This is a genomic window from Bradyrhizobium sp. CCBAU 53415 (genome assembly GCF_028128735.1).
GTDB lineage: Bacteria > Pseudomonadota > Alphaproteobacteria > Rhizobiales > Xanthobacteraceae > Bradyrhizobium.
On record NZ_LBJF01000027.1, the window covers coordinates 700,207 to 718,991 of the forward strand.

The 18,785-nt window shown below is 62.7% G+C and carries 15 protein-coding genes and 1 pseudogene; all 16 read left to right on the plus strand.

What is annotated here, in order from left to right:
• Positions 1-76 precede the first annotated feature (76 nt).
• The 16 genes and pseudogenes from XH87_RS31385 to xoxF5 all read left to right on the plus strand — a co-directional run bounded on the left by XH87_RS31385 (position 77) and on the right by xoxF5 (position 18,765).
• Positions 77-1,477: a hypothetical protein gene (locus XH87_RS31385; protein ID WP_271590222.1), complete on the plus strand. Its 1,401-nt coding sequence runs from the start codon at positions 77-79 to the stop codon at positions 1,475-1,477.
• 98 nt (positions 1,478-1,575) lie between these two features.
• Positions 1,576-1,845 (plus strand): hypothetical protein, encoded by a 270-nt coding sequence (locus tag XH87_RS31390; protein WP_035699661.1) that lies wholly within the window; start codon positions 1,576-1,578, stop codon positions 1,843-1,845.
• Positions 1,846-1,975: 130 nt separating this feature from the next.
• A complete protein-coding gene (gene ccmI, locus XH87_RS31395) occupies positions 1,976-3,079 on the plus strand; it encodes a c-type cytochrome biogenesis protein CcmI (protein WP_271590223.1) in 1,104 nt (367 codons plus the stop codon).
• Positions 3,080-3,116: 37 nt separating this feature from the next.
• Positions 3,117-3,626, plus strand: a complete 510-nt coding sequence (gene ccmE / locus XH87_RS31400) for a cytochrome c maturation protein CcmE (protein ID WP_035699657.1) — start codon at positions 3,117-3,119, stop codon at positions 3,624-3,626.
• The gene (locus tag XH87_RS31405) at positions 3,623-5,605 is read left to right on the plus strand and encodes a heme lyase CcmF/NrfE family subunit (protein WP_271590224.1); all 1,983 of its coding nucleotides are present in this window, start codon (positions 3,623-3,625) and stop codon (positions 5,603-5,605) included. The genes ccmE and XH87_RS31405 overlap by 4 nt, the downstream gene beginning before the upstream one ends.
• 4 nt (positions 5,606-5,609) lie before the next feature.
• Positions 5,610-6,110: a cytochrome c-type biogenesis protein gene (locus XH87_RS31410; protein ID WP_271590225.1), complete on the plus strand. Its 501-nt coding sequence runs from the start codon at positions 5,610-5,612 to the stop codon at positions 6,108-6,110.
• A gap of 89 nt (positions 6,111-6,199) precedes the next feature.
• Positions 6,200-7,543, plus strand: a complete 1,344-nt coding sequence (locus XH87_RS31415) for a methyl-accepting chemotaxis protein (protein WP_271590226.1) — start codon at positions 6,200-6,202, stop codon at positions 7,541-7,543.
• A gap of 221 nt (positions 7,544-7,764) precedes the next feature.
• Positions 7,765-9,342, plus strand: coding sequence for a Do family serine endopeptidase (locus XH87_RS31420; protein ID WP_271525600.1), 1,578 nt, complete (start codon positions 7,765-7,767; stop codon positions 9,340-9,342).
• 275 nt (positions 9,343-9,617) lie between these two features.
• Positions 9,618-10,298 (plus strand): response regulator transcription factor, encoded by a 681-nt coding sequence (locus XH87_RS31425; protein WP_035699648.1) that lies wholly within the window; start codon positions 9,618-9,620, stop codon positions 10,296-10,298.
• Positions 10,282-11,742 carry a sensor histidine kinase gene (locus tag XH87_RS31430; RefSeq protein ID WP_035699644.1) on the plus strand — a complete coding sequence of 487 codons (1,461 nt, stop codon included), beginning with the start codon at positions 10,282-10,284 and terminating at the stop codon, positions 11,740-11,742. The genes XH87_RS31425 and XH87_RS31430 overlap by 17 nt, the downstream gene beginning before the upstream one ends.
• 535 nt (positions 11,743-12,277) lie before the next feature.
• Entirely contained in the window at positions 12,278-12,937 is a 660-nt protein-coding gene (locus XH87_RS31435; RefSeq protein ID WP_158669988.1) for a DUF1326 domain-containing protein, read from the plus strand.
• Between the two features lie 17 nt (positions 12,938-12,954).
• Positions 12,955-13,764 (plus strand): DUF2182 domain-containing protein, encoded by an 810-nt coding sequence (locus tag XH87_RS31440; protein WP_442868324.1) that lies wholly within the window; start codon positions 12,955-12,957, stop codon positions 13,762-13,764.
• Between the two features lie 89 nt (positions 13,765-13,853).
• On the plus strand, positions 13,854-15,272 hold the full coding sequence (locus tag XH87_RS31445; protein WP_271590228.1) for a DUF1254 domain-containing protein: 1,419 nt from the start codon (positions 13,854-13,856) through the stop codon (positions 15,270-15,272).
• Positions 15,273-15,984: 712 nt separating this feature from the next.
• On the plus strand, positions 15,985-16,158 hold the full coding sequence (locus tag XH87_RS31450; RefSeq protein ID WP_199763098.1) for a hypothetical protein: 174 nt from the start codon (positions 15,985-15,987) through the stop codon (positions 16,156-16,158).
• A gap of 54 nt (positions 16,159-16,212) precedes the next feature.
• Complete coding sequence (locus XH87_RS31455) at positions 16,213-16,581, plus strand: hypothetical protein (RefSeq protein WP_271590229.1); 369 nt, start codon at positions 16,213-16,215, stop codon at positions 16,579-16,581.
• Positions 16,582-16,963: 382 nt separating this feature from the next.
• Positions 16,964-18,765, plus strand: a pseudogene (xoxF5, locus tag XH87_RS31460) (lanthanide-dependent methanol dehydrogenase XoxF5).
• Positions 18,766-18,785: the final 20 nt, after the last annotated feature.

Below are 18,785 nucleotides of genomic sequence, written 5' to 3' on the forward strand. Positions count from 1 at the left end.
TCTTAAGTGGGGCCGTCCTATGATCGCGCCCGGACGCATCCCATGTCCGCCATTTTACCGTGCATAACCCGGGCGCATGAGCCAGACATCGATCGAGCGGCTGAGGGAATATCTCGCGCAGCTCCCGCCGCAGGCGCAGGCCCTGCTGATGCGGGAGTTCGAGCGCGCACTGGAGCGCGGCCAGGACACGGCTGTGGCAACCCTGGTGCTCGAGCAGCTGCGCAAGATCGTCCGCAAGACCGAAGCCGATGAGGCTCCGCCGCCGCGCACGGACGATCTGTCGCGGCTGCTGTTCCAGGTATTGGAACCGTTTCTGGTCGAGGCGGGCACCCCGGTCCGGGTCGGCCAGATTCGCCGCTCCTCGCTACAGCCGATCTGGCAGTGGCTCGGCCGTGACGGCGCACCGGATAAGGTGAACGAATTCGAGGCGGTGCTGTCGCGCATGCCGGCCGACAATGCAGGACAGGTCGAAGCCCTGACCTCGAGGCTCCAGATGGTGGCCGCGGATGCCATCTTCGAGCTGACGGGGCCGGGCGGAGGCGACAAATCGCGCGCGCTGGCCCGTGTCGGCCCGCCGAACGTGATCGAGGATCTCTATTCGATAGGTGCGGTACTCCAGGTCCGCGAGGCGATCGCCGCCGTGAACGAGAAGCTGCCGCGCTTCCTGCGCGCCTTCGGCGATCCCCAGATCGCCTCGGTGACGTCGGCGCTCAACATTCCCGCGCTTCAGACGCCGCAGATGCTGCCCTTCGCGCTCTCGATGGTGGTGCAGCGGATGACCGCCCCCTGGCAGATCATCCGCCTCGCCATCAAGATTGCCGCGTCCGACGACGAGATCCGCGTCGCGGCAACGCCTTATGGCGTTGCCGTCACGATCGCGCTGCATGATCTGTCCTGCGTGGCCGCGATCCTTCGCATGGACATCAAGCGCGGCCATTTCGACAACGTCGCCGGCAATCTCAAGACGCTGCACGACGGCGTGCGCGGCCTGCGCACCGAGCTCGACCTGCGCAACGATTCCGCCTGGGGCAAGCAGTTGACGTCGATCCGCGCCGACATCTCCAATGCGCTGCAATCCGAGATCGACAGCGTTCCCGGCCGCGTTCGCCGCATCCTGCGCCAGCGCCCCGAGAAGGACATTCCGCCGGGCGCGCGGGTCGACAGCACCGAGGTCGAGGAAACCGTGGCGCTGATCGACTTCGTCGCGACTTGCCGCAACTATGCGAGCGAGCTTGCGATCAACGAGGTGACGCTGCGCACCTATTCCGATCTCCAGCAATATGTGGAACGCTCGACCGAGCAGCTGGTGCAGTCACTGCGCGCCGCCGATCACAAGGTCCGCGCCTATCGGCAGCAGCAGGTGCAGGCCGCGATCCGCTTCTGCCAGGTGCTGTTCGGCGACGATTACGCCTCGTTGATGAGTCGGGCCGCCGAGAACGCGCTCACAGGCGAGCGCAAATCGTCGCGCGCGGGTTGAATGGGCGCAAATTTCCTGGTCACAATTTCTGGTTGACGATATCGATGGCGCGCCGTACGGTCCCCGAGCAAGTCCGGGGAATTTCTATCTGTAGGCGCATGAAACCCGTTATCAGCTCCATCGAAATTGAGAACCGCGTCATCGTTGCCAAGTATCAGAGGCTGATGGTTGGGGCCAAGGTGGTGCTGGTCGAGAAGGCAAGCGATCGGCAGCTGCCTGAGACAATCACGAGGGTTGCATCTCGGGTTCCGGTCGGAGCGTTGCGCATCAGATTGCCGGACGCAATCAAGCCGGGAACATACTTCCTGAGGGCCTTCAACGGGCACGGCGAGGACGCGGCGCGAAGTGCGGACTTCGAGATCGGCTAAGCCGTTGGATTTTCACATTTTCGGGACCGAATGCGGTCGCGCGAATTGACAATTGTCAATTGCCGCATCGTCCGGCCGTGGTGTAAAGGCACCTATAGGCGCGGTTCGTGCGCTGCCGGAAGCTTGCCAGATGACGCTATGGTTCGTGTTCGCGCTGATGACGGTCGCGGCGATTTTCGCCGTGCTCTGGCCGCTTGGCCGGGGTAGCGGCGCGCAAGATCAGGGCAGCGAGGTCGCGGTCTACAAGGACCAGCTGGCCGAGATCGAGCGTGATCTCGCCGCAGGGCTGATCCCTGCGCCGGAGGCCGAGGCTGCGCGTGTCGAGATCAGCCGCAGGCTGCTCGCGGCGGCCGCCAGCGAGCCCGCAATGGCTCCGAAGTCGAACCTCAAATGGCGCCGTGTGGCGGCTGCGCTGGCGCTCGCCGGCCTGCCGCTCGTTGCAGTCGCCGTCTACATGCCACTCGGCTCACCCAAGCTTCAGGACTTTCCCCTGGCGCAGCGGCAGCGCGGGTCCGGCATGGCGCAGTCACTCGAGAACCTCGTCGTTCAGGTCGAGCAACATCTGGAAAAGAGTCCGACCGACGGGCGCGGCTGGAACGTGCTCGCGCCGGTTCTGGAGCGGCTTGGCCGTTTCGACGACGCGGTGCGCGCCTATCGCAACTCGCTCACCTACAATGGCGAGAGCGCGGAGCGCCGGTCCGATCTCGGCGAAGCGATCTCGGCTGCTGCCGGCGGTGTGGTGACAGCCGAGGCCAAGACTGAATTCGAGCGTGCGCACGCCTTGAACGCCGACGATCCCAAGGCGAACTACTTCCTGGGACTTGCGGCCGAGCAGGATGGCCGCAAGGGCGACGCAGCTACGATGTGGCGCGCGCTGCTGGCGAAGGCGCCTGCAGATGCACCGTGGCGTGCCCTGGTGCAGTCCTCGCTGGCGCGGGTCGGCGGCGGCACGATGCCCGCGCTGTCCGATGAGACGATAGCTGCTTCCAAGGATATCGCCGAAGGCGATCGCAACGCGATGGTGCGCGGCATGGTCGATCGTCTGGCCACGCGGCTGAAACAGAACGGCGACGATGTCGAGGGTTGGCTGCGTCTGGTGCGCGCCTATCTCGTGATGGGCGAGCGAGACAAGGCCATGGGGGCCTCGGCCGATGCCCGGCAGGCGGTTGCCGGCGACGCCGAGCGGCTGCGCCAGCTCAACGAAGGCCTGAGGACTCTCGGGGTCGACGGATGACGATTTCGGGACGAGACGAGCGGAGAACGAATACGCCATGACGCGCAAGCAGCGACGTATGACCATCATAGGCGGCTCGCTCGCCGTGCTCGCGCTCGCGGCCGCGCTGGTGCTCAACGCACTTCGCGACTCCATCGTGTTCTTTTCGACGCCGACCATGGTCGCCGAGAAGCATGTCGAGCCGGGCAGGCGGTTTCGCCTCGGCGGGTTGGTGCAGCCCGGCTCGCTGCAGCGCGGCGACAATCTCGCGGTAACCTTCGAGGTTGCCGACGGCAACGCCAAGCTGCCGGTTGCCTACAAGGGCATCCTGCCCGACCTGTTCCGCGAAGGGCAGGGCGTGGTCGCCGAAGGCGCGCTCGACGCCAACGGCGTGTTCAAGGCCGACACTGTCCTTGCCAAGCACGACGAGACCTACATGCCCAAGGACGTCGCCGATGCCCTGAAGAAGCAGGGGCACTGGAAGGACGATTACGGCGGCAAGCCTTCTGACAGCGGCAAGCCTGCGGCCACGACCGCGCAGGGCAATCCGCAGGGAGCGATGCGGTGATCGCGGAATCCGGACATTACGCGCTGGTGCTGGCGCTCGGACTGGCACTGATCCAGTCCACCGTACCATTGATCGGCGCCCGCCTGGGCGATGTCGCCCTGATGAACGTGGCGCGCTCCACCGCGCTGGCGCAGCTGCTTTTCGTCGGCGCCTCGTTCGTCGCGTTGGTGATGCTGCACGTGAACTCGGATTTCTCCGTCGCCAACGTGTACGAGAACTCCCACTCGATGAAGCCGCTGCTCTACAAGATCACCGGCGTCTGGGGAAATCATGAAGGCTCGATGCTGCTGTGGGTGTCGATCCTCGCGCTGTTCGGCGGATTGGTCGCGAGCTTCGGCAACAATCTGCCGCTGTCGCTGCGCGCGCATGTGCTGGCCGTGCAGGCCTGGATCGCCAGCGCCTTCTATCTCTTCATCCTGATGACGTCGAATCCGTTCCTGCGCATCGCGAACCCGCCGATCGAGGGACGCGATCTCAATCCGGTGCTCCAGGACATCGGCCTCGCCGTGCATCCGCCGATGCTCTATCTCGGCTATGTCGGCTTCTCGATCTCGTTCTCCTTTGCCATCGCGGCGTTGATGGAGGGACGGATCGATGCGGCCTGGGCGCGCTGGGTGCGGCCGTGGACGCTGGTCGCCTGGATCTTCCTGACGCTCGGCATCGCCATGGGCTCGTACTGGGCCTATTACGAGCTCGGCTGGGGCGGCTGGTGGTTCTGGGATCCGGTCGAGAACGCCTCGCTGATGCCGTGGCTGGCCGGCACCGCGCTGCTGCATTCGGCGCTGGTGATGGAGAAGCGCAATGCGCTGAAGGTCTGGACCATCCTGCTGTCGATCCTGACCTTCTCGCTGTCGCTGCTCGGCACTTTCCTGGTGCGCTCGGGCGTCATCACCTCAGTGCACGCCTTCGCCACCGATCCCACCCGCGGCGTGTTCATCCTGCTGATCCTCTGCCTGTTCATCGGCGGCAGCCTTGCGCTGTTCGCGGGCCGCGCCACCTCCTTGAAGCAGGGCGGCCTGTTCGCGCCGATCTCGCGCGAGGGTGCGCTGGTGCTGAACAATCTGCTGCTCACCGTGGCCTGCGCGGTGGTGCTGTTCGGCACGCTCTATCCGCTGGCGATGGAGATGCTCGCCGACTTCAAGATGTCGGTCGGCGCGCCCTTCTACAATCTCACCTTCGCGCCGCTGTTTGCCATGCTGCTGCTGGCCGTGCCGTTCGGGCCGATGCTGGCGTGGAAGCGCGGGGACCTGCTCGGCGTGACGCAGCGCCTGCTCGCAGCCGGCCTTGCCGGGCTGGTCGTGATCGCCATCACCTGGGCCTGGGTGCGGGGCGGCAGTGCGCTGGCGCCGCTCGCGATCGGGCTCGGCGTCTTCGTCATCGCCGGCGCCGTCACCGACATCGTCGAGCGGACAGGCCTGGTTCGCCTGCCGTTCGCAACGGTGCTGCACCGGGCGCGCGGCCTGCCGCGATCGGCCTGGGGTACGGCGTTTGCGCATGCCGGTCTCGGCGTTGCGCTGATCGGGATCGTCTGCGAGACCACCTGGAACAGCGAATACATCGCGACGATGAAGCCGAACGACATTGCCCATGTCGCCGGCTATGACCTGAAGCTCGACGGGCTGCTTCAACGGCAGGGCCCGAACTACCGCGAGATGATCGCCGAGTTCAAGATCAGCCGCGATGGCGAAGCGCTCACGGTCATGACGCCATCGAAGCGCAGCTTCACCACGCGCGGCTCGTCGACGACCGAGGCAGCGCTGCTGACCCGCGGCGCGAGCCAGCTCTACGTCTCGCTCGGCGATGCCACCGCCGAAGGCGCGATCGCCGTGCGCATCTACTACAAGCCGATGGTGTTGCTGATCTGGTGGGGGCCGGTGCTGATGGCGTTTGGCGGCGTGCTCTCGCTCTCCGACCGCCGCCTGCGCGTCGGCGCGCCGAAGCCGGCCCGGGCCAAGCAGCGCCTCCAGCCCGCGGAGTGATCCGATGCGCCGGATGATGGTCGCGTTCATCGCGTTGATGCTGCTGGCTTTGCCTGCGGCCCACGCTGTCCAGCCCGACGAGATCATGTCGGACCCCGCCAAGGAAGCGCGCGCGCGCGAGCTGTCGCGCGAGCTGCGCTGCATGGTCTGCCAGAACCAGTCGATCGACGATTCCGACGCGCCCTTGGCACGCGACCTGCGGCTCCTGGTGCGCGAGCGCATTGCGGCCGGCGACAGCAATGCACAGGTGCTCGACTTCCTGGTGGCGCGCTACGGCGAGTTCGTGCTGCTGAAACCGCGCTTCGAGCGCCAGACCCTTCTGCTGTGGCTGCTCGGGCCGCTGCTGCTGATCGGGGGCGGCCTGGCGCTGTGGCTACAAATCCGCCGTCGCTCGCGGAGTGGTGCCGACGTACCGACGTCGCCGCTCACGCCCGATGAAGAGGCGCGACTCGCAGCCTTGATGTCGGACGACACCAAATCTTCCGAGATACGTAAAGCTACGTAGGCCGCCGGCCGCGGCCGCGTGGTTCATGCTATGTTGACCTTTGTCTGGAACCTTGTCCCGAGATTCGATTCCAGACTCTGAGTCCTCCGATGTTCGCGAACAGCAATCTGACGATCCGCTTCCTGGTCGGCGCCGTCGTCGCTGCGTTATTGTTCCTGCTGGGCATCGGCGGCGGCACCGGCTTCATTGCCGTGCTCTATCTCAACAACGAGATCACCAGCCTCTCCTCGGACTTCGCCACGCTGAGCGGCCCGGTGCGCGAGCATGCCATGCAGATCTATCAGCAGGCGCAGACCGCGTTCTCCTACTTCCTGGTCGCCTGCGGCGTGATTGCGGTCGTCGCCGCCGCGATCTGCCTCACCACCTGGTTCGCGGTGCGCAACGGCATTCTCGGTCCCCTGGCGGCGATCGTCCATGCCATGCGCGAGGTCGCCGACCAGAAGTTCGAGACATCGGTTCCGGGGCTCGGCCGCACCAACGAGATCGGCCTGCTCGCCAGTGCGCTGGAGGTGTTCAAGACCAACGGCCTCGAGCGGCGCCGCCTCTCCGAGCAGCAGCTACATGAAGCGCAGCATCAGGCCGCGCGGTCGAAATTCCTGGACGATCGGATCAGGCGCTTCAACGATCTCGTCGCCAGCGTGGTCGACAGCGTGGCGTCATCGGCCGTGCATCTGAAGACCAATGCCGAGACGCTGTCGCGGACGGCCAACGACACCAGCACCAAGGCCAATGCGGTCGCGAGCGCCGCGGGGCAGGCCAGTGGCAGCGTGCAGACGGTCGCGGGCTCTGCCGAGGAGATGACGAATTCGATCGGCACGATCAGCCGCCGCGTCACGGACGCGACCCAGCGCGCCGAGGGCGCGGCGTCCCAGGCGGAGAAGAGCCGCGATACCATCCACACGCTGTCCGATGCCGCCGACAAGATCGGCGAGGTCGTCCAGCTCGTGCAGGCAATCGCATCGCAGACCAATCTCCTGGCGCTCAATGCCACCATCGAGGCGGCACGGGCAGGGGAGGCGGGCAAGGGGTTTGCGGTGGTCGCTTCTGAAGTGAAGAATCTGGCGCATCAGACCAGCAAGGCGACGGAGGAGATCACTTCCCATGTCGCCAGCATCCAGGGCATCACCGCGGAGACCCGCGGCGCGATCGACGGTATTTCCAGGACGCTGTCGGAGATTTCGTCCATCATGTCCGGCATCGAGATCGACACCGCCCAGCAGCGCAACGCCACGCAGGAGATCACGCGCAGCGCCCAGGACGCCGCGCGCGGAACCCTCGACGTCTCCAACCATATCGTCCAGATCACCTCGACCTCCGCGGAGACAGGCCGCATGGCCGCCGAGGCGCGGGACTCGGCGGTCGACCTGTCGCAGCAGGCCGAGACCTTGAAGCGCGAAGTCGATGAGTTCATCGTCAGCGTCAGGGCGAGCTGAGGCCGCCAAAAATCGTGCCCATGCGCGGTTCCGCGAGCCCGGCTAAGTTCCTGTAAGATCACGATTTTCGGCCTGCGCTAAACTGCCGCATCCGCCTCGTCTCTTCATTACAAAAGTTTAACCCCGCCGCCAGCGCGCGGTAAGGCGGGAGTCCCCATCTTCAGGTCCGTAAGGTGCTGGCATCCGGCACCAAAGGAATTCAGGGCCCTGGAGATTTCCGCATGACCGAACGTCCCGACCTCTCGAACCTTCCGTCGTACCGGCAGCCGCGCCGGTCGGTATTTTCTGCGCGCAAGCTCGCGCTGATGGCTTCGGTCGTCGCCGGCCTCGGCGCGGCTGTCTATGGCTTCAGCCCATCGAGCTCGCCGGCCGATCTGTTCTCCAGCCCGGCGCATGCGCAGGTCAATAACGAGGTTCGCAAGGTCGAACGTCCGGTCGGTTTCGCCGATATCGTCGAGCGCGTGAAGCCCTCGGTGATCTCGGTGAAGGTCAACATCAAGGAGAAGATCGCAAGCAACGATGACGGCGATGATTCCTCCTCGCCGTTCCAGCCGGGTTCGCCGATGGAGCGCTTCTTCCGCCGCTTCGGCGGTCCCGATGGTTTCCCGGGCCTGAAGGGAGGCCGCGGCCGCGTCGTGCAGGGCCAGGGCTCCGGCTTCTTCATTTCGGCCGACGGCTATGCCGTGACCAACAACCACGTGGTCGACGGCGCCGACAAGGTCGAGGTCACCACCGATGACGGCAAGACCTACACCGCCAAGGTGATCGGTACCGACCAGCGCACCGACCTTGCCTTGATCAAGGTCGAGGGTGGCTCGAACTTCCCGTTCGCGAAGCTTGCCGATAGCAAGCCGCGGATCGGAGACTGGGTGCTTGCGGTCGGCAATCCCTTTGGCCTCGGCGGCACCGTGACCGCCGGCATCGTCTCGGCCAGCGGCCGCGACATCGGCAACGGCCCCTATGACGACTTCATCCAGATCGACGCGCCCGTGAACAAGGGCAATTCCGGCGGTCCCGCCTTCGATACCAACGGCGAGGTGATGGGCGTCAACACCGCGATCTACTCGCCCTCGGGTGGCAGCGTCGGCATCGCGTTCTCGATTCCTGCCAACACCGTCAAGAGCGTGGTTGCCCAGCTCAAGGACAAGGGCTCGGTCAGCCGCGGCTGGATCGGCGTGCAGATTCAGCCGGTGACCTCCGACATCGCCGACAGCCTCGGCATGAAGAAGGCCGAAGGTGCGCTGGTGGCTGAGCCGCAGAGCAACGGTCCGGCCGCCAAGGCGGGCATCGAGTCCGGCGACGTGATCACGGCGGTCAACGGCGAATCCGTCAAGGACGCCCGCGAGCTCGCCCGCACCATCGGCGGCATGGCGCCAGGCGCGACGGTGAAGCTCAACGTGCTGCACAAGGGCCAGGACAAGGTCGTGAACCTCACCCTCGGCCAGTTGCCGAACACGGTCGAGGCCAAGGCCGACACCGACAATGACGGCGGCAAGCGTGCCAATCGCGGCACCGACGTGCCCAAGCTCGGCATGACCGTTGCGCCCGCAAATTCCGTGGCCGGCGCCGGCAAGGAAGGCGTCGTCGTCACCGAGGTCGATCCGAAGAGCGCCGCGGCCGAACGCGGCTTCAAGGAAGGCGACGTGATCCTCGAAGTCGGCGGCAAGAGCGTGAGCACCGCCGGCGACGTCCGCGAGGCCATCAATGCGGCGCGGACCGACAGCAAGAACAGCGTCCTGATGCGCGTGAAGAGCGGCGGCCAGTCGCGCTTCGTCGCGGTGCCCCTCGCCAAGGGCTGAGGGCTTAAGGAGGCCTACGAGATGAAGGGTACCGCCGGCATCAGTCGCCCCCGCCGCCGGTGCCCTTCGGGGAAGCAGCGCAACGCTGGCTTCCCCCGTCTACCTTCCGGTGGAATTACGCCCCCCTCCGTCGGAAGGCCTAGGGCGGTGAGGTCCCCCCAGCCTCACCGCCCGCCTTTTTCCTGCTTCGACATTCTCCCGCTCGGCTTGCATGCCGTTGCCGCTCGCGCCATGTTTAGAGAAGGTTGACCTCCTTGACCGCCGCCGAACGCACGATGCGCCTCCTCATCATCGAAGACGACCGCGAATCCGCCGACTACCTCGCCAAGGCGTTTCGCGAAGTCGGACACATCGCCGACCACGCCGCTGACGGCGAGGAAGGCCTCGCCATGGCCGAGAACGGCGATTACGACGTGCTGGTGGTCGATCGCATGCTGCCCAAGCGCGATGGCCTGTCGCTGATCGGCGCGTTGCGCGACAAGGGCAACACCGCGCCGGTGCTGATTCTCTCCGCGCTCGGGCAGGTCGACGACCGCATCAAGGGCCTGCGTGCCGGCGGCGACGATTATCTGCCGAAGCCCTATTCTTTCGCCGAGCTCCTGGCCCGTGTCGAGGTGCTGTCGCGCCGCCGCGGCGGCCCGGCCGAGGACACGCTCTACCGCGTCGGCGATCTCGAGCTCGACCGGCTGTCGCATCGCGTCGCCCGCGGCAAGGACGAGCTGACGCTCCAGCCGCGTGAATTCCGCCTGCTCGAATATCTGATGAAGCACGCCGGCCAGGTGGTGACGCGCACCATGCTGCTCGAGAACGTCTGGGACTATCATTTCGATCCGCAGACCAACGTGATCGACGTGCACATTTCGCGGCTCCGCTCCAAGATCGACAAGGGTTTCGAGCGCCCGCTGCTGCACACGATCCGCGGCGCCGGGTACATGATCCGTGACGGCATTCGGTAAACTCGTCCGCACCACGGCGTTCCGGCTGACGCTGGTCTATCTGCTGCTGTTCGCGATGTTCGCGGCTTCGCTGCTCGGCTATTTCGCCTGGAACACGCGGCGGCTGATCACCGAGGAAATCACGCAGACGGTGAATGCCGAGACCTCGGAGATCAGCGAGATCTACGACCGCCGCGGCATGTACAACCTCGTGCGCACGATCGAGTATCGCGCGCTGCGTCCGGGCGCCAACCTCTACCTCGTGACCACGCCGACGGGGCAGGCGATCGCCGGCAATGTCGGCTCGCTCGCGCCCGGTGTGATGGCGACGCGCGGTTGGACCGAGACCGCCTACCGGCGGATCGAGGACGCCGATGACCGCGATCATCGTGCACTGGTGCGCGTCACCGAGCTCGAAAACGGCTTCCGGCTTCTGATCGGCCGCGACCTCGCCGAGCGGCGGCGCCTGTTCGGCATCGTCGCCAAGGCGGCGCAATGGTCGGTCCTGATCGTCGTGGTGCTCGGCCTCGGCGGCGGCATCTTCGTGGCGCGCAGGGTGCTCAGGCGCATCGACGCGATGACCGGCACCGCCCAGCGCATCATGACCGGCGATCTCAGCGGGCGCCTGCCCGTGGGGCGCAGCGGCGACGAACTCGATCGCCTCGCCGAAAACCTCAACGCGATGCTGGAGCGGATCGAGGCCTTGATGGCGGGGCTGAAGGAAGTCTCCGACAACATCGCCCACGATCTCAAGACGCCGCTGACGCGCTTGCGCAACCGCGCCGAGGAGGCGCTGGCGAGATCAGGCAGCGAGGCCGATTACCGCGTCGCGCTGGAGCGGACCATCGAGGAATCCGACGGGCTGATTCGCACCTTCAACGCGCTTCTGATGATCGCGCGCGCCGAGTCCGGGCAGGCGCGCGGCAACATGGATGATTTCGACGCCGCCGAGGTCGCAGGTGGCATCCACGAGCTCTACGAGCCGCTTGCCGAGGACGACGGCATGACCTTGAAGGTGAAGGCCGATCCGGCGCCGGTTCATGCCAACCGCGAGTTGATCAGCCAAGCGCTCGCCAATCTGGTCGAGAATGCGATCAAGTACGGCAAGCCCGCTTCGCAGCCCGCGGAAACCGTGGTCAGCATGGATAGCCGGCAGATCACGATCGAGGCCCGGCGCGAAGGCGACCAGGTGCTGCTCAGCGTCACCGATCGCGGCCCCGGCATCCCCGAAAGCGACCGCAAGCATGCCGTCGAGCGCTTCGTCCGGCTGGAAACGAGCCGCACGCTGCCGGGCTCAGGCCTCGGACTCAGCCTCGCCTCGGCTGTTGCCACGCTGCATGGCGGAGAATTGCGGCTGGGGGACGCCCATCCCGGTCTTGTCGCCACGCTGGTGCTGCCGGCGCGCGCGGGCGCCGGCGACAGGGTTGCTCCGCCAACACCGGATGTACCACAGAAGGTGGCATGAACCACTCCGCGCCGGGAAACGCGGACAAGCATGGTGAGAGGCTGGCCGCACGTTTCGCGGAAGCTCCCCATACGGACCGCCTGTTTGCGGACAGCCACGACCCTTCCATCGGACGTTGGGTGACGTCAAGACCCGGGGACAGCGGCAGCCGTGATGCTTGAGTGGTCACGCCACCCGCGATGAAAGCGCCCCCAAGTGTCATCCGCAATTCGTGGACGTTCCGGGAGCGGACATAAATTCGCGACCATGTGTCTCGTAGCGGGGATTCTTTACGAAGGTGACTCGTTCCTATGACCTTTCACATGGCATCCTTTCACATGGCACTATGAGTAAACTTGGGACGCTAGCGTACGCATATTTCGTTCACGCGCGGCGGGGCTTTCAATATTTTGCTATGATATGCGACGAGCATGCCGCTATCGAAGATGCTGGGCGTTGTCCTTGATAGCCGACGCGACGGTTGTCTTCCTTGCCAGTTAAGGGAACGAACGACGACCTCGCTGGAGTGGGAGGAAAGATCGACGGAGGTATCAAAATGGCAGCCGTCACGTGGGAACTAAAAGGACGAGAGTTCGTAAATTGCAATTGCGCCTATGGGTGCCCTTGCCAATTCAATGCCTCGCCAACATCGGGATACTGTCAAGCCGTAGGCGCCTTCCAGATCGACGAAGGATTTCACGGCGAGGTCCGGCTGGATGGCCTCCGATTCATCGGCATCTTTCGCTGGCCGGGCCCGATCCACGAAGGAAAGGGTGAAGCTTTTCTCATTGTGGACGATCGTGCGAATGAGCGACAACGTGAATCGTTGTTGCGTATCGTCAGCGGTCAGGACACTGAGCCCGGTGCGACCGTCTTCCAAGTGTTTTCCACCACGCTGCAAAAGGTCCACGACCCAGCGTTCGCCGCTATCGACTTCGAAGTCGATGTTCGTGCCCGTCGGGCACGCGTTATTGTACCAGGCTTCACCGAAGGCCGCGGTGAACCGATACTGAATCCTGTTACCGGAAAAGAGCATCGAGTCCGCATCGATATTCCTGACGGATTCGAGTATTCAATCTCCGAGAGCGGTCGCGGCTGGAGTGCGGTTTCAGGAGGTCCGATCAAAATGGAACTCCACGACTCCTACGGTCAGTTCGCAAACATTCATCTCTCGGACCACGGCATTGTCCGTGATGGAATGACCGCCGCGGCATAGCTGCTTTGGAGCCGGCTGTGTTGGATACCGTACTCAGGCGCGACCGGACGATTGTGATCGTCGCATTGGCGACACTGACGGGGCTGGCATGGGCGTATACACTTTGGCTGGCCCGTCATATGAGCATGCCGGCGGCGGCGATGTCGCGCGTTCCTGACGGAAGCGTGGTGTCGATGTTGGCACCTGGCTTCAAATCGTGGACCGCGATTGATTTCCTTTACGTATTCGTTATGTGGGCCGTCATGATGGTCGGGATGATGACCCCGTCGGTCTCGCCGACAGTTCTTCTCTACGCCCGGGTTGGTCGCGAGGCCCGCGCGCAAGGCACGCCATTCGCTGCCACGGGAGCTTTTGGTGGCGGTTACCTTCTCGCGTGGACGTTCTTCTCGCTGATCGCAACCCTGAGCCAATGGCTGTTGGAGCGTGCCGCAATCCTGACGCCTATGATGGCAACGGCCAGCAGGGAGCTTGGGAGCCTAGTGCTGATTGCTGCAGGCCTGTTTCAATGGACACCATTGAAACAGGCCTGCCTAGCCTATTGCCAATCCCCTCTTATCTTCATTGAACGACATGGTGGGTTTCAACCGAGCGCATCTGGATCGCTGGTAATCGGCTTTCGCCACGGTCTTTACTGCGTCGGCTGCTGCTGGGCACTAATGGCCTTGCTCTTTGTCGGTGGCGTTATGAATGTTTTGTGGATAGCTCTACTGACGATTCTTGTGTTGTTAGAAAAGATGATTCCGGGTGGTCGCGTACTTGCCCGTGTTGTGGGAGTTGGCTTGATCCTGTGGGGCGTTTCGTTGGCCCTTACGTCCGTGGCAGGCTGACGGGCGACTAAGAACGCGCGAATTCCGGGAACACAGGCGATGGAGGGGGAGCTTGGAAATACGAGGCGCGAGCCTGTGGAGGCTCTCCGATGTTGACCAGACGCCAGCTTCTCCATGCTGCCGCATTGGCGAGCCTTCCGACGGTTGGATCTACACGGGCGTTGGCGCAGACGCAGCGCTATGGATTTATCGCGACAAGGGCGATCGCCCGCGACGGATTCATCTACGGTCTGCCTATCGTAATGAGCTATGCCGTGATGTACGAGCATGCCGTCGACCGTCGCTCAGGCAAATTCAAAGCACCCTTCAACCAGATAAAGAACGAAAGCCGCGTCTTTAGCTACAAGGACGCGGCCGTGGTTCTGCCGAACAACGATACGCTCTGCTCGTTGGTCTGGATGGATCTGCGTGCGGAGCCGATTGTCCTCTCCGTTCCCGCGATTGACCCGAAGCGCTACTATTCGATTATGCTGCGCGATCACAATTTCTACAACTGCGGTTACATAGGCTCTCGCAGCACAGGGAATGACGCTGGCGACTATATGGTGGTCGGGCCTGACTGGAGCGGTAAAATCCCGTCCGGTATCTGCAAGGTATTTCGGTCGAGCACTCAGTTTGCAATGGCACTGTATCGCACGCAGCTCTTCGACCCGGGCGACGTCGAAAACGTCAGGAAAGTGCAAGCCGGATACAGAGCGGAGCCGCTTTCTAAGCAGGCTCCACCGCCGCCCGCCCAGATCGCCCATTTCCAGAAAATCAGGAAGAAGCTGCTGAGAAGGAATTTCTTTCAGCACCTGGCATTTGCTTTGCAGTTTGCGCCAGCTCAATTCATTGAATTGGAGGCTCACGCAAACCTTGCGAAACTGGGCGTCGGGCCTGGCAGGACGTTTGATTTCGGGGATCTCTCACTGAAGCGGAAGCTGGAGATAACCCTCGGGATCAGAGCAGGTGCCCGCAAGATCGATCGAGCTATTGCCGATGCAAACGTCGTCGTGAACGGGTGGCGTGTTGCTGCCTATTTCGGCGATAGCGCCTTCTACAACGGTAATTGGTTGTTGCGAGCTGCCGCAGCCAAAGCAGATTTTTTCGGCACCGAGCCGGTAGAAGCAGTCTCTTTGTTCGCCCAGGTTGACGAGGATGCCAAAACGTTAGACGGCAGCGAAAACAAATACACACTGACGTTTGCGCCAGATCAAATGCCGCCGGTGAACGCATTTTGGTCGCTGACGATCTATGACGGAAAAACCAGGCTGCTGGTCAGAAATCCAATCAACCGGTATCTCGTCAATTCATCAATGCTTCCGACGATGACGACAGATGAACATGGGCTGACGATTTACATTCAGAATAAGCCGCCGGACGCTGACAGAAAGGCCAACTGGCTGCCAGCCCCCAACGGACCGCTGTTGCTAGCGATGCGACTGTACTGGCCGAAAGCCGAACTACCCTCAATCCTGCCGATCGGTAAAGGGACGTGGCAGCCGCCCGGCTTGAAGCGGATACTGTAAATCATTCGCAACTAAAGCAGCGTCGAACTCGGGGAGAAAGCAACGGTATCGTTTGCATTCCGGCCGACGCATGGAATCGTTGGCGAACTGGATGGCCGGGCGAGACCAGGAAAGGTCCCGCAGTACACGAGTGATGCGCGCGAAATCGCGAACATGCTGGTCCATCTCATAGTCGACGGCACGACAGAGTGGTGCATTCAGCCAGTGGTTACGACGACCGTAAGCGATCGCGCGATAGCGCTCGAAAAATGCCTCGAGGTGCGGCGAGGAGGTGCGGTGGTCGCTTACCGAGCGCGACACGCGCGAACCGATAGAGGCCCATCTCGATTCCCCTCGTTTCGAGCATGGCCAGCCTCGCAGCGTTCGTATCCGAAAGATCGGCGCGTCTATGCGCGACCCCTGTTAAGCATCAGTCAGCCTCAGCGAGTCGGGCAGTGCGGCAGTGGAGTGCCTTGCAATCGAGATCGTTGAAGCATCCATGCAACTTTACCGTGGTGTACGATATCGCACTTGGTGCGGGAGCCGCGTCTCAAGGACCAGATGATTGCAGACGAGCGAATTCCTCACGTTATGTCAGGAAAATCCCGACGACTCACTTTCGCTACTTCCGTGAAGTGCAGATGGTACGCTGCTGAACGGTCAATAGACCAAGGTCAAAGGAACCGACCAGCGAGCGCAAAGGTTGACTCTCTTATCAAGGAGGGTCGCTGTGATGAATCGCAAGTCAGACAAAGTGACCTTGTCGCAATTGGCGCGACTCCAAGCGCTGGAGAAGGAAACGACAGACCCGTTTGCGGCCCGGCTCGTCCATGAAATTGTCAGTGAACTGGAGGCAAGATTGGGGAAGCGTCAAACGCGGGATGAGCACGGTCAAGAACGGACCTGAAAATTCGACCAACGGAGTTTGCCCATACAGGAGGGACTTGTCGTGGGAAATTTTATGGAAGCCATCAATTGGGACATTGTGAGGCCAAGTCTTTGGAGTGGCGCTGCGGGTATGGTGGTCGGCGCGGTCGTGCTTTCACAGGTGTTCGGGTTCATGAGTCCTTCGACTGCACATAAGCTCGCGGCGGAAGAGAGTGACCAGGCGGTTGTGGCCGCGCTTGCGCCCGGGTGTGCGTCCGAGTTTCGAGCGCTACCCGATGCAAAGGAACGCCTGAAGGTGCTGGCTGCTCACCGGGACAGCTACCTGGCGAAGGATTCGTTTCCAGCCGATCTGATCAAGCGTCCGGGCAAGAGCTACATCGATTACGGCCTGGTGAGAGCCTGCACTGCCTTGCTATTGAAACCGCAGACTGCGGGACTCTAGCCTGGCGAGTGTATTGGGCCGTCCTCAGCAGGCCGAGAGTGGCGCCGGCCGGGAGCAGCCGCGAATGGCGATCAAGCTCAACTTTCCGATTTGGCTGCACGCCTTCGTCCACGTCGAAGCCTGCACCGTATCGCTTTCGGGACTGAAGATCCGCTCCGACTTGAAGATACGTGCCATGTTGTAATTTCTGAGCGGTGATGTTTCCGACGGCTTCGTCATCCGTTCTCGCATTGTCGCGCGACAAACATGCGTCTGCCCAAACGCCGAAAACCGCAGTACATGCCGATATCAAAGCCTAGCGACGAAGCACGAGTCCTTGCGGTCGCGGTAACGTCTTGCAGGAGCTGGCGCGTGTCTAACAAGTGCAACAGGGAGGACTCTGATGCGCTATCTCCTGCTCAAGGTCTGCGTCGGCGCTGCGGCCGGCCTTGCCATCGGTGTGGCCAGAGCGAATGACGAACTCAACAAGATGTCGCAGAATCCCAAAGAATGGGTGATGGCGACAGGCAACTACGCAAATCATCGCTTTTCCCAGCTCAAGCAGATCACTTCTGAAAATGCCGCGAAGCTGCAGGTAGCGTGGACGTTTTCGACTGGCGTCTTGCGCGGACACGAAGGCGGGCCACTGGTGATCGGCGACGTCATGTACGTCCACGGTCCGTTTCCGAATCCAGTCTTTGCGCTTGATCTCAATAATGACGGCAAGATCCTCTGGAAGCACGAGCCCAAGCAGGATCCCAATGTGATTCCCGTCATGTGCTGCGATACGTCAATCGTGGCTTGGCTTATGGCGACGGCAAGATCTTCCTGTATCAAGCGGATACCACGCTGGTCGCTCTCGACGCCAGGACTGGCAAGGTCGTCTGGTCAGCCAAGAACGGTGATCCATCGCGGGGCGAGACCGGCACCTCGGCTCCGATGGTGATCAAGGACAAGGTGTTCGTCGGCATCTCCGGCGGCGAGTTTGCGGTTCGTGGCTTGATGACGGCGTACGACATGAAGACCGGCAAGCAAGCCTGGCGTGCGTATTCGATCGGGCCTGACAACGAAATGCTGATCGATCCGCAGAAGACCGCAGAACTCGGCAAGCCCGTCGGCCGCGACTCGAGCCTCAAGACTTGGCAAGGTGAGCAGTGGAAGCTTGGCGGGTCCACGACTTGGGGACGGTACTCCTACGATCCCGAGCTCAACCTGGTCTATTACGGCTCCGCCAATCCGGGGACATGGAATCCGAGCCAACGGCCGGGTGACAACAAATGGTCGATGACCATCTTCGCGCGCGATGCGGATACCGGGATGACCAGATGGGTGTACCAGATGACGCCACACGACCAGTGGGACTACGATGGCGTCAACGAAATGATCCTGGTCGACCAGACCATCGGTGGCACGCCGCGTAAGCTGCTTGTTCACTTCGATCGAAATGGCTTTGCATACACGCTCGACCGAACCAATGGTGAGCTTCTCGTTGCAGAAAAGTACGATCCGGCGGTCAACTGGGCCACAAAGGTCGACATGGACAAGGCCTCGCAGACCTATGGCCGTCCCCTCGTCGACGCGAAATACTCTACCCAGCGAGAGGACACCAATGTGAAGGGGATTTGCCCGGCTGCATTGGGAACCAAGGACCAACAGCCTGCCGCGTTCTCACCTGATACCGGCTTGTTCTACGTACCGACCAACCATGTTTGTATGGACTATGAGCCGTTCAAGGTGAGTTACACTGCTGGGCAACCCTATGTCGGAGCCACGTTATCGATGTACCCGCCGCCAGGCGAGACCCACATGGGCAACTTCATTGCCTGGGACGCCCGTACCGGCAAGATCGTATGGTCGAACAAGGAGCAGTTCTCGGTCTGGTCGGGCGCGTTAACGACCGGAGGCAACGTCGTGTTCTATGGAACGCTCGAAGGCTATCTCAAGGCGGTCGATGCCAAGACGGGCACGGAACTTTACAAGTTCAAGACGCCGTCAGGTATCATCGGCAATGTGACGACCTACGAACATAACGGGAAGCAGTTCATTGCTGTCCTCTCCGGAGTAGGTGGTTGGGCCGGAATCGGGCTCGCCGCCGGATTGACGGAGCCTACTGCTGGTTTGGGTGCAGTCGGTGGCTACGCTGGCCTTCATGACTTTACGGCGCTGGGAGGGCAGCTCACGGTCTTCTCGCTGCCGGGCAGCTGAGGCCTCAGATCCCGGCTTGA

Excerpts from the sequence above, each read along its gene's own strand:
- XH87_RS31420 (WP_271525600.1), top strand. The coding sequence starts at position 7,765 with ATGACCGAACGTCCCGACCTCTCGAACCTTCCGTCGTACCGGCAGCCG.
- XH87_RS31410 (WP_271590225.1), top strand. The coding sequence starts at position 5,610 with ATGCGCCGGATGATGGTCGCGTTCATCGCGTTGATGCTGCTGGCTTTG.
- XH87_RS31450 (WP_199763098.1), top strand. The coding sequence starts at position 15,985 with ATGAATCGCAAGTCAGACAAAGTGACCTTGTCGCAATTGGCGCGACTC.
- XH87_RS31390 (WP_035699661.1), top strand. The coding sequence starts at position 1,576 with ATGAAACCCGTTATCAGCTCCATCGAAATTGAGAACCGCGTCATCGTT.
- XH87_RS31415 (WP_271590226.1), top strand. The coding sequence starts at position 6,200 with ATGTTCGCGAACAGCAATCTGACGATCCGCTTCCTGGTCGGCGCCGTC.
- ccmE (WP_035699657.1), top strand. The coding sequence starts at position 3,117 with ATGACGCGCAAGCAGCGACGTATGACCATCATAGGCGGCTCGCTCGCC.
- XH87_RS31425 (WP_035699648.1), top strand. The coding sequence starts at position 9,618 with ATGCGCCTCCTCATCATCGAAGACGACCGCGAATCCGCCGACTACCTC.
- XH87_RS31445 (WP_271590228.1), top strand. The coding sequence starts at position 13,854 with ATGTTGACCAGACGCCAGCTTCTCCATGCTGCCGCATTGGCGAGCCTT.
- XH87_RS31435 (WP_158669988.1), top strand. The coding sequence starts at position 12,278 with ATGGCAGCCGTCACGTGGGAACTAAAAGGACGAGAGTTCGTAAATTGC.
- XH87_RS31455 (WP_271590229.1), top strand. The coding sequence starts at position 16,213 with ATGGAAGCCATCAATTGGGACATTGTGAGGCCAAGTCTTTGGAGTGGC.
- ccmI (WP_271590223.1), top strand. The coding sequence starts at position 1,976 with ATGACGCTATGGTTCGTGTTCGCGCTGATGACGGTCGCGGCGATTTTC.
- XH87_RS31385 (WP_271590222.1), top strand. The coding sequence starts at position 77 with ATGAGCCAGACATCGATCGAGCGGCTGAGGGAATATCTCGCGCAGCTC.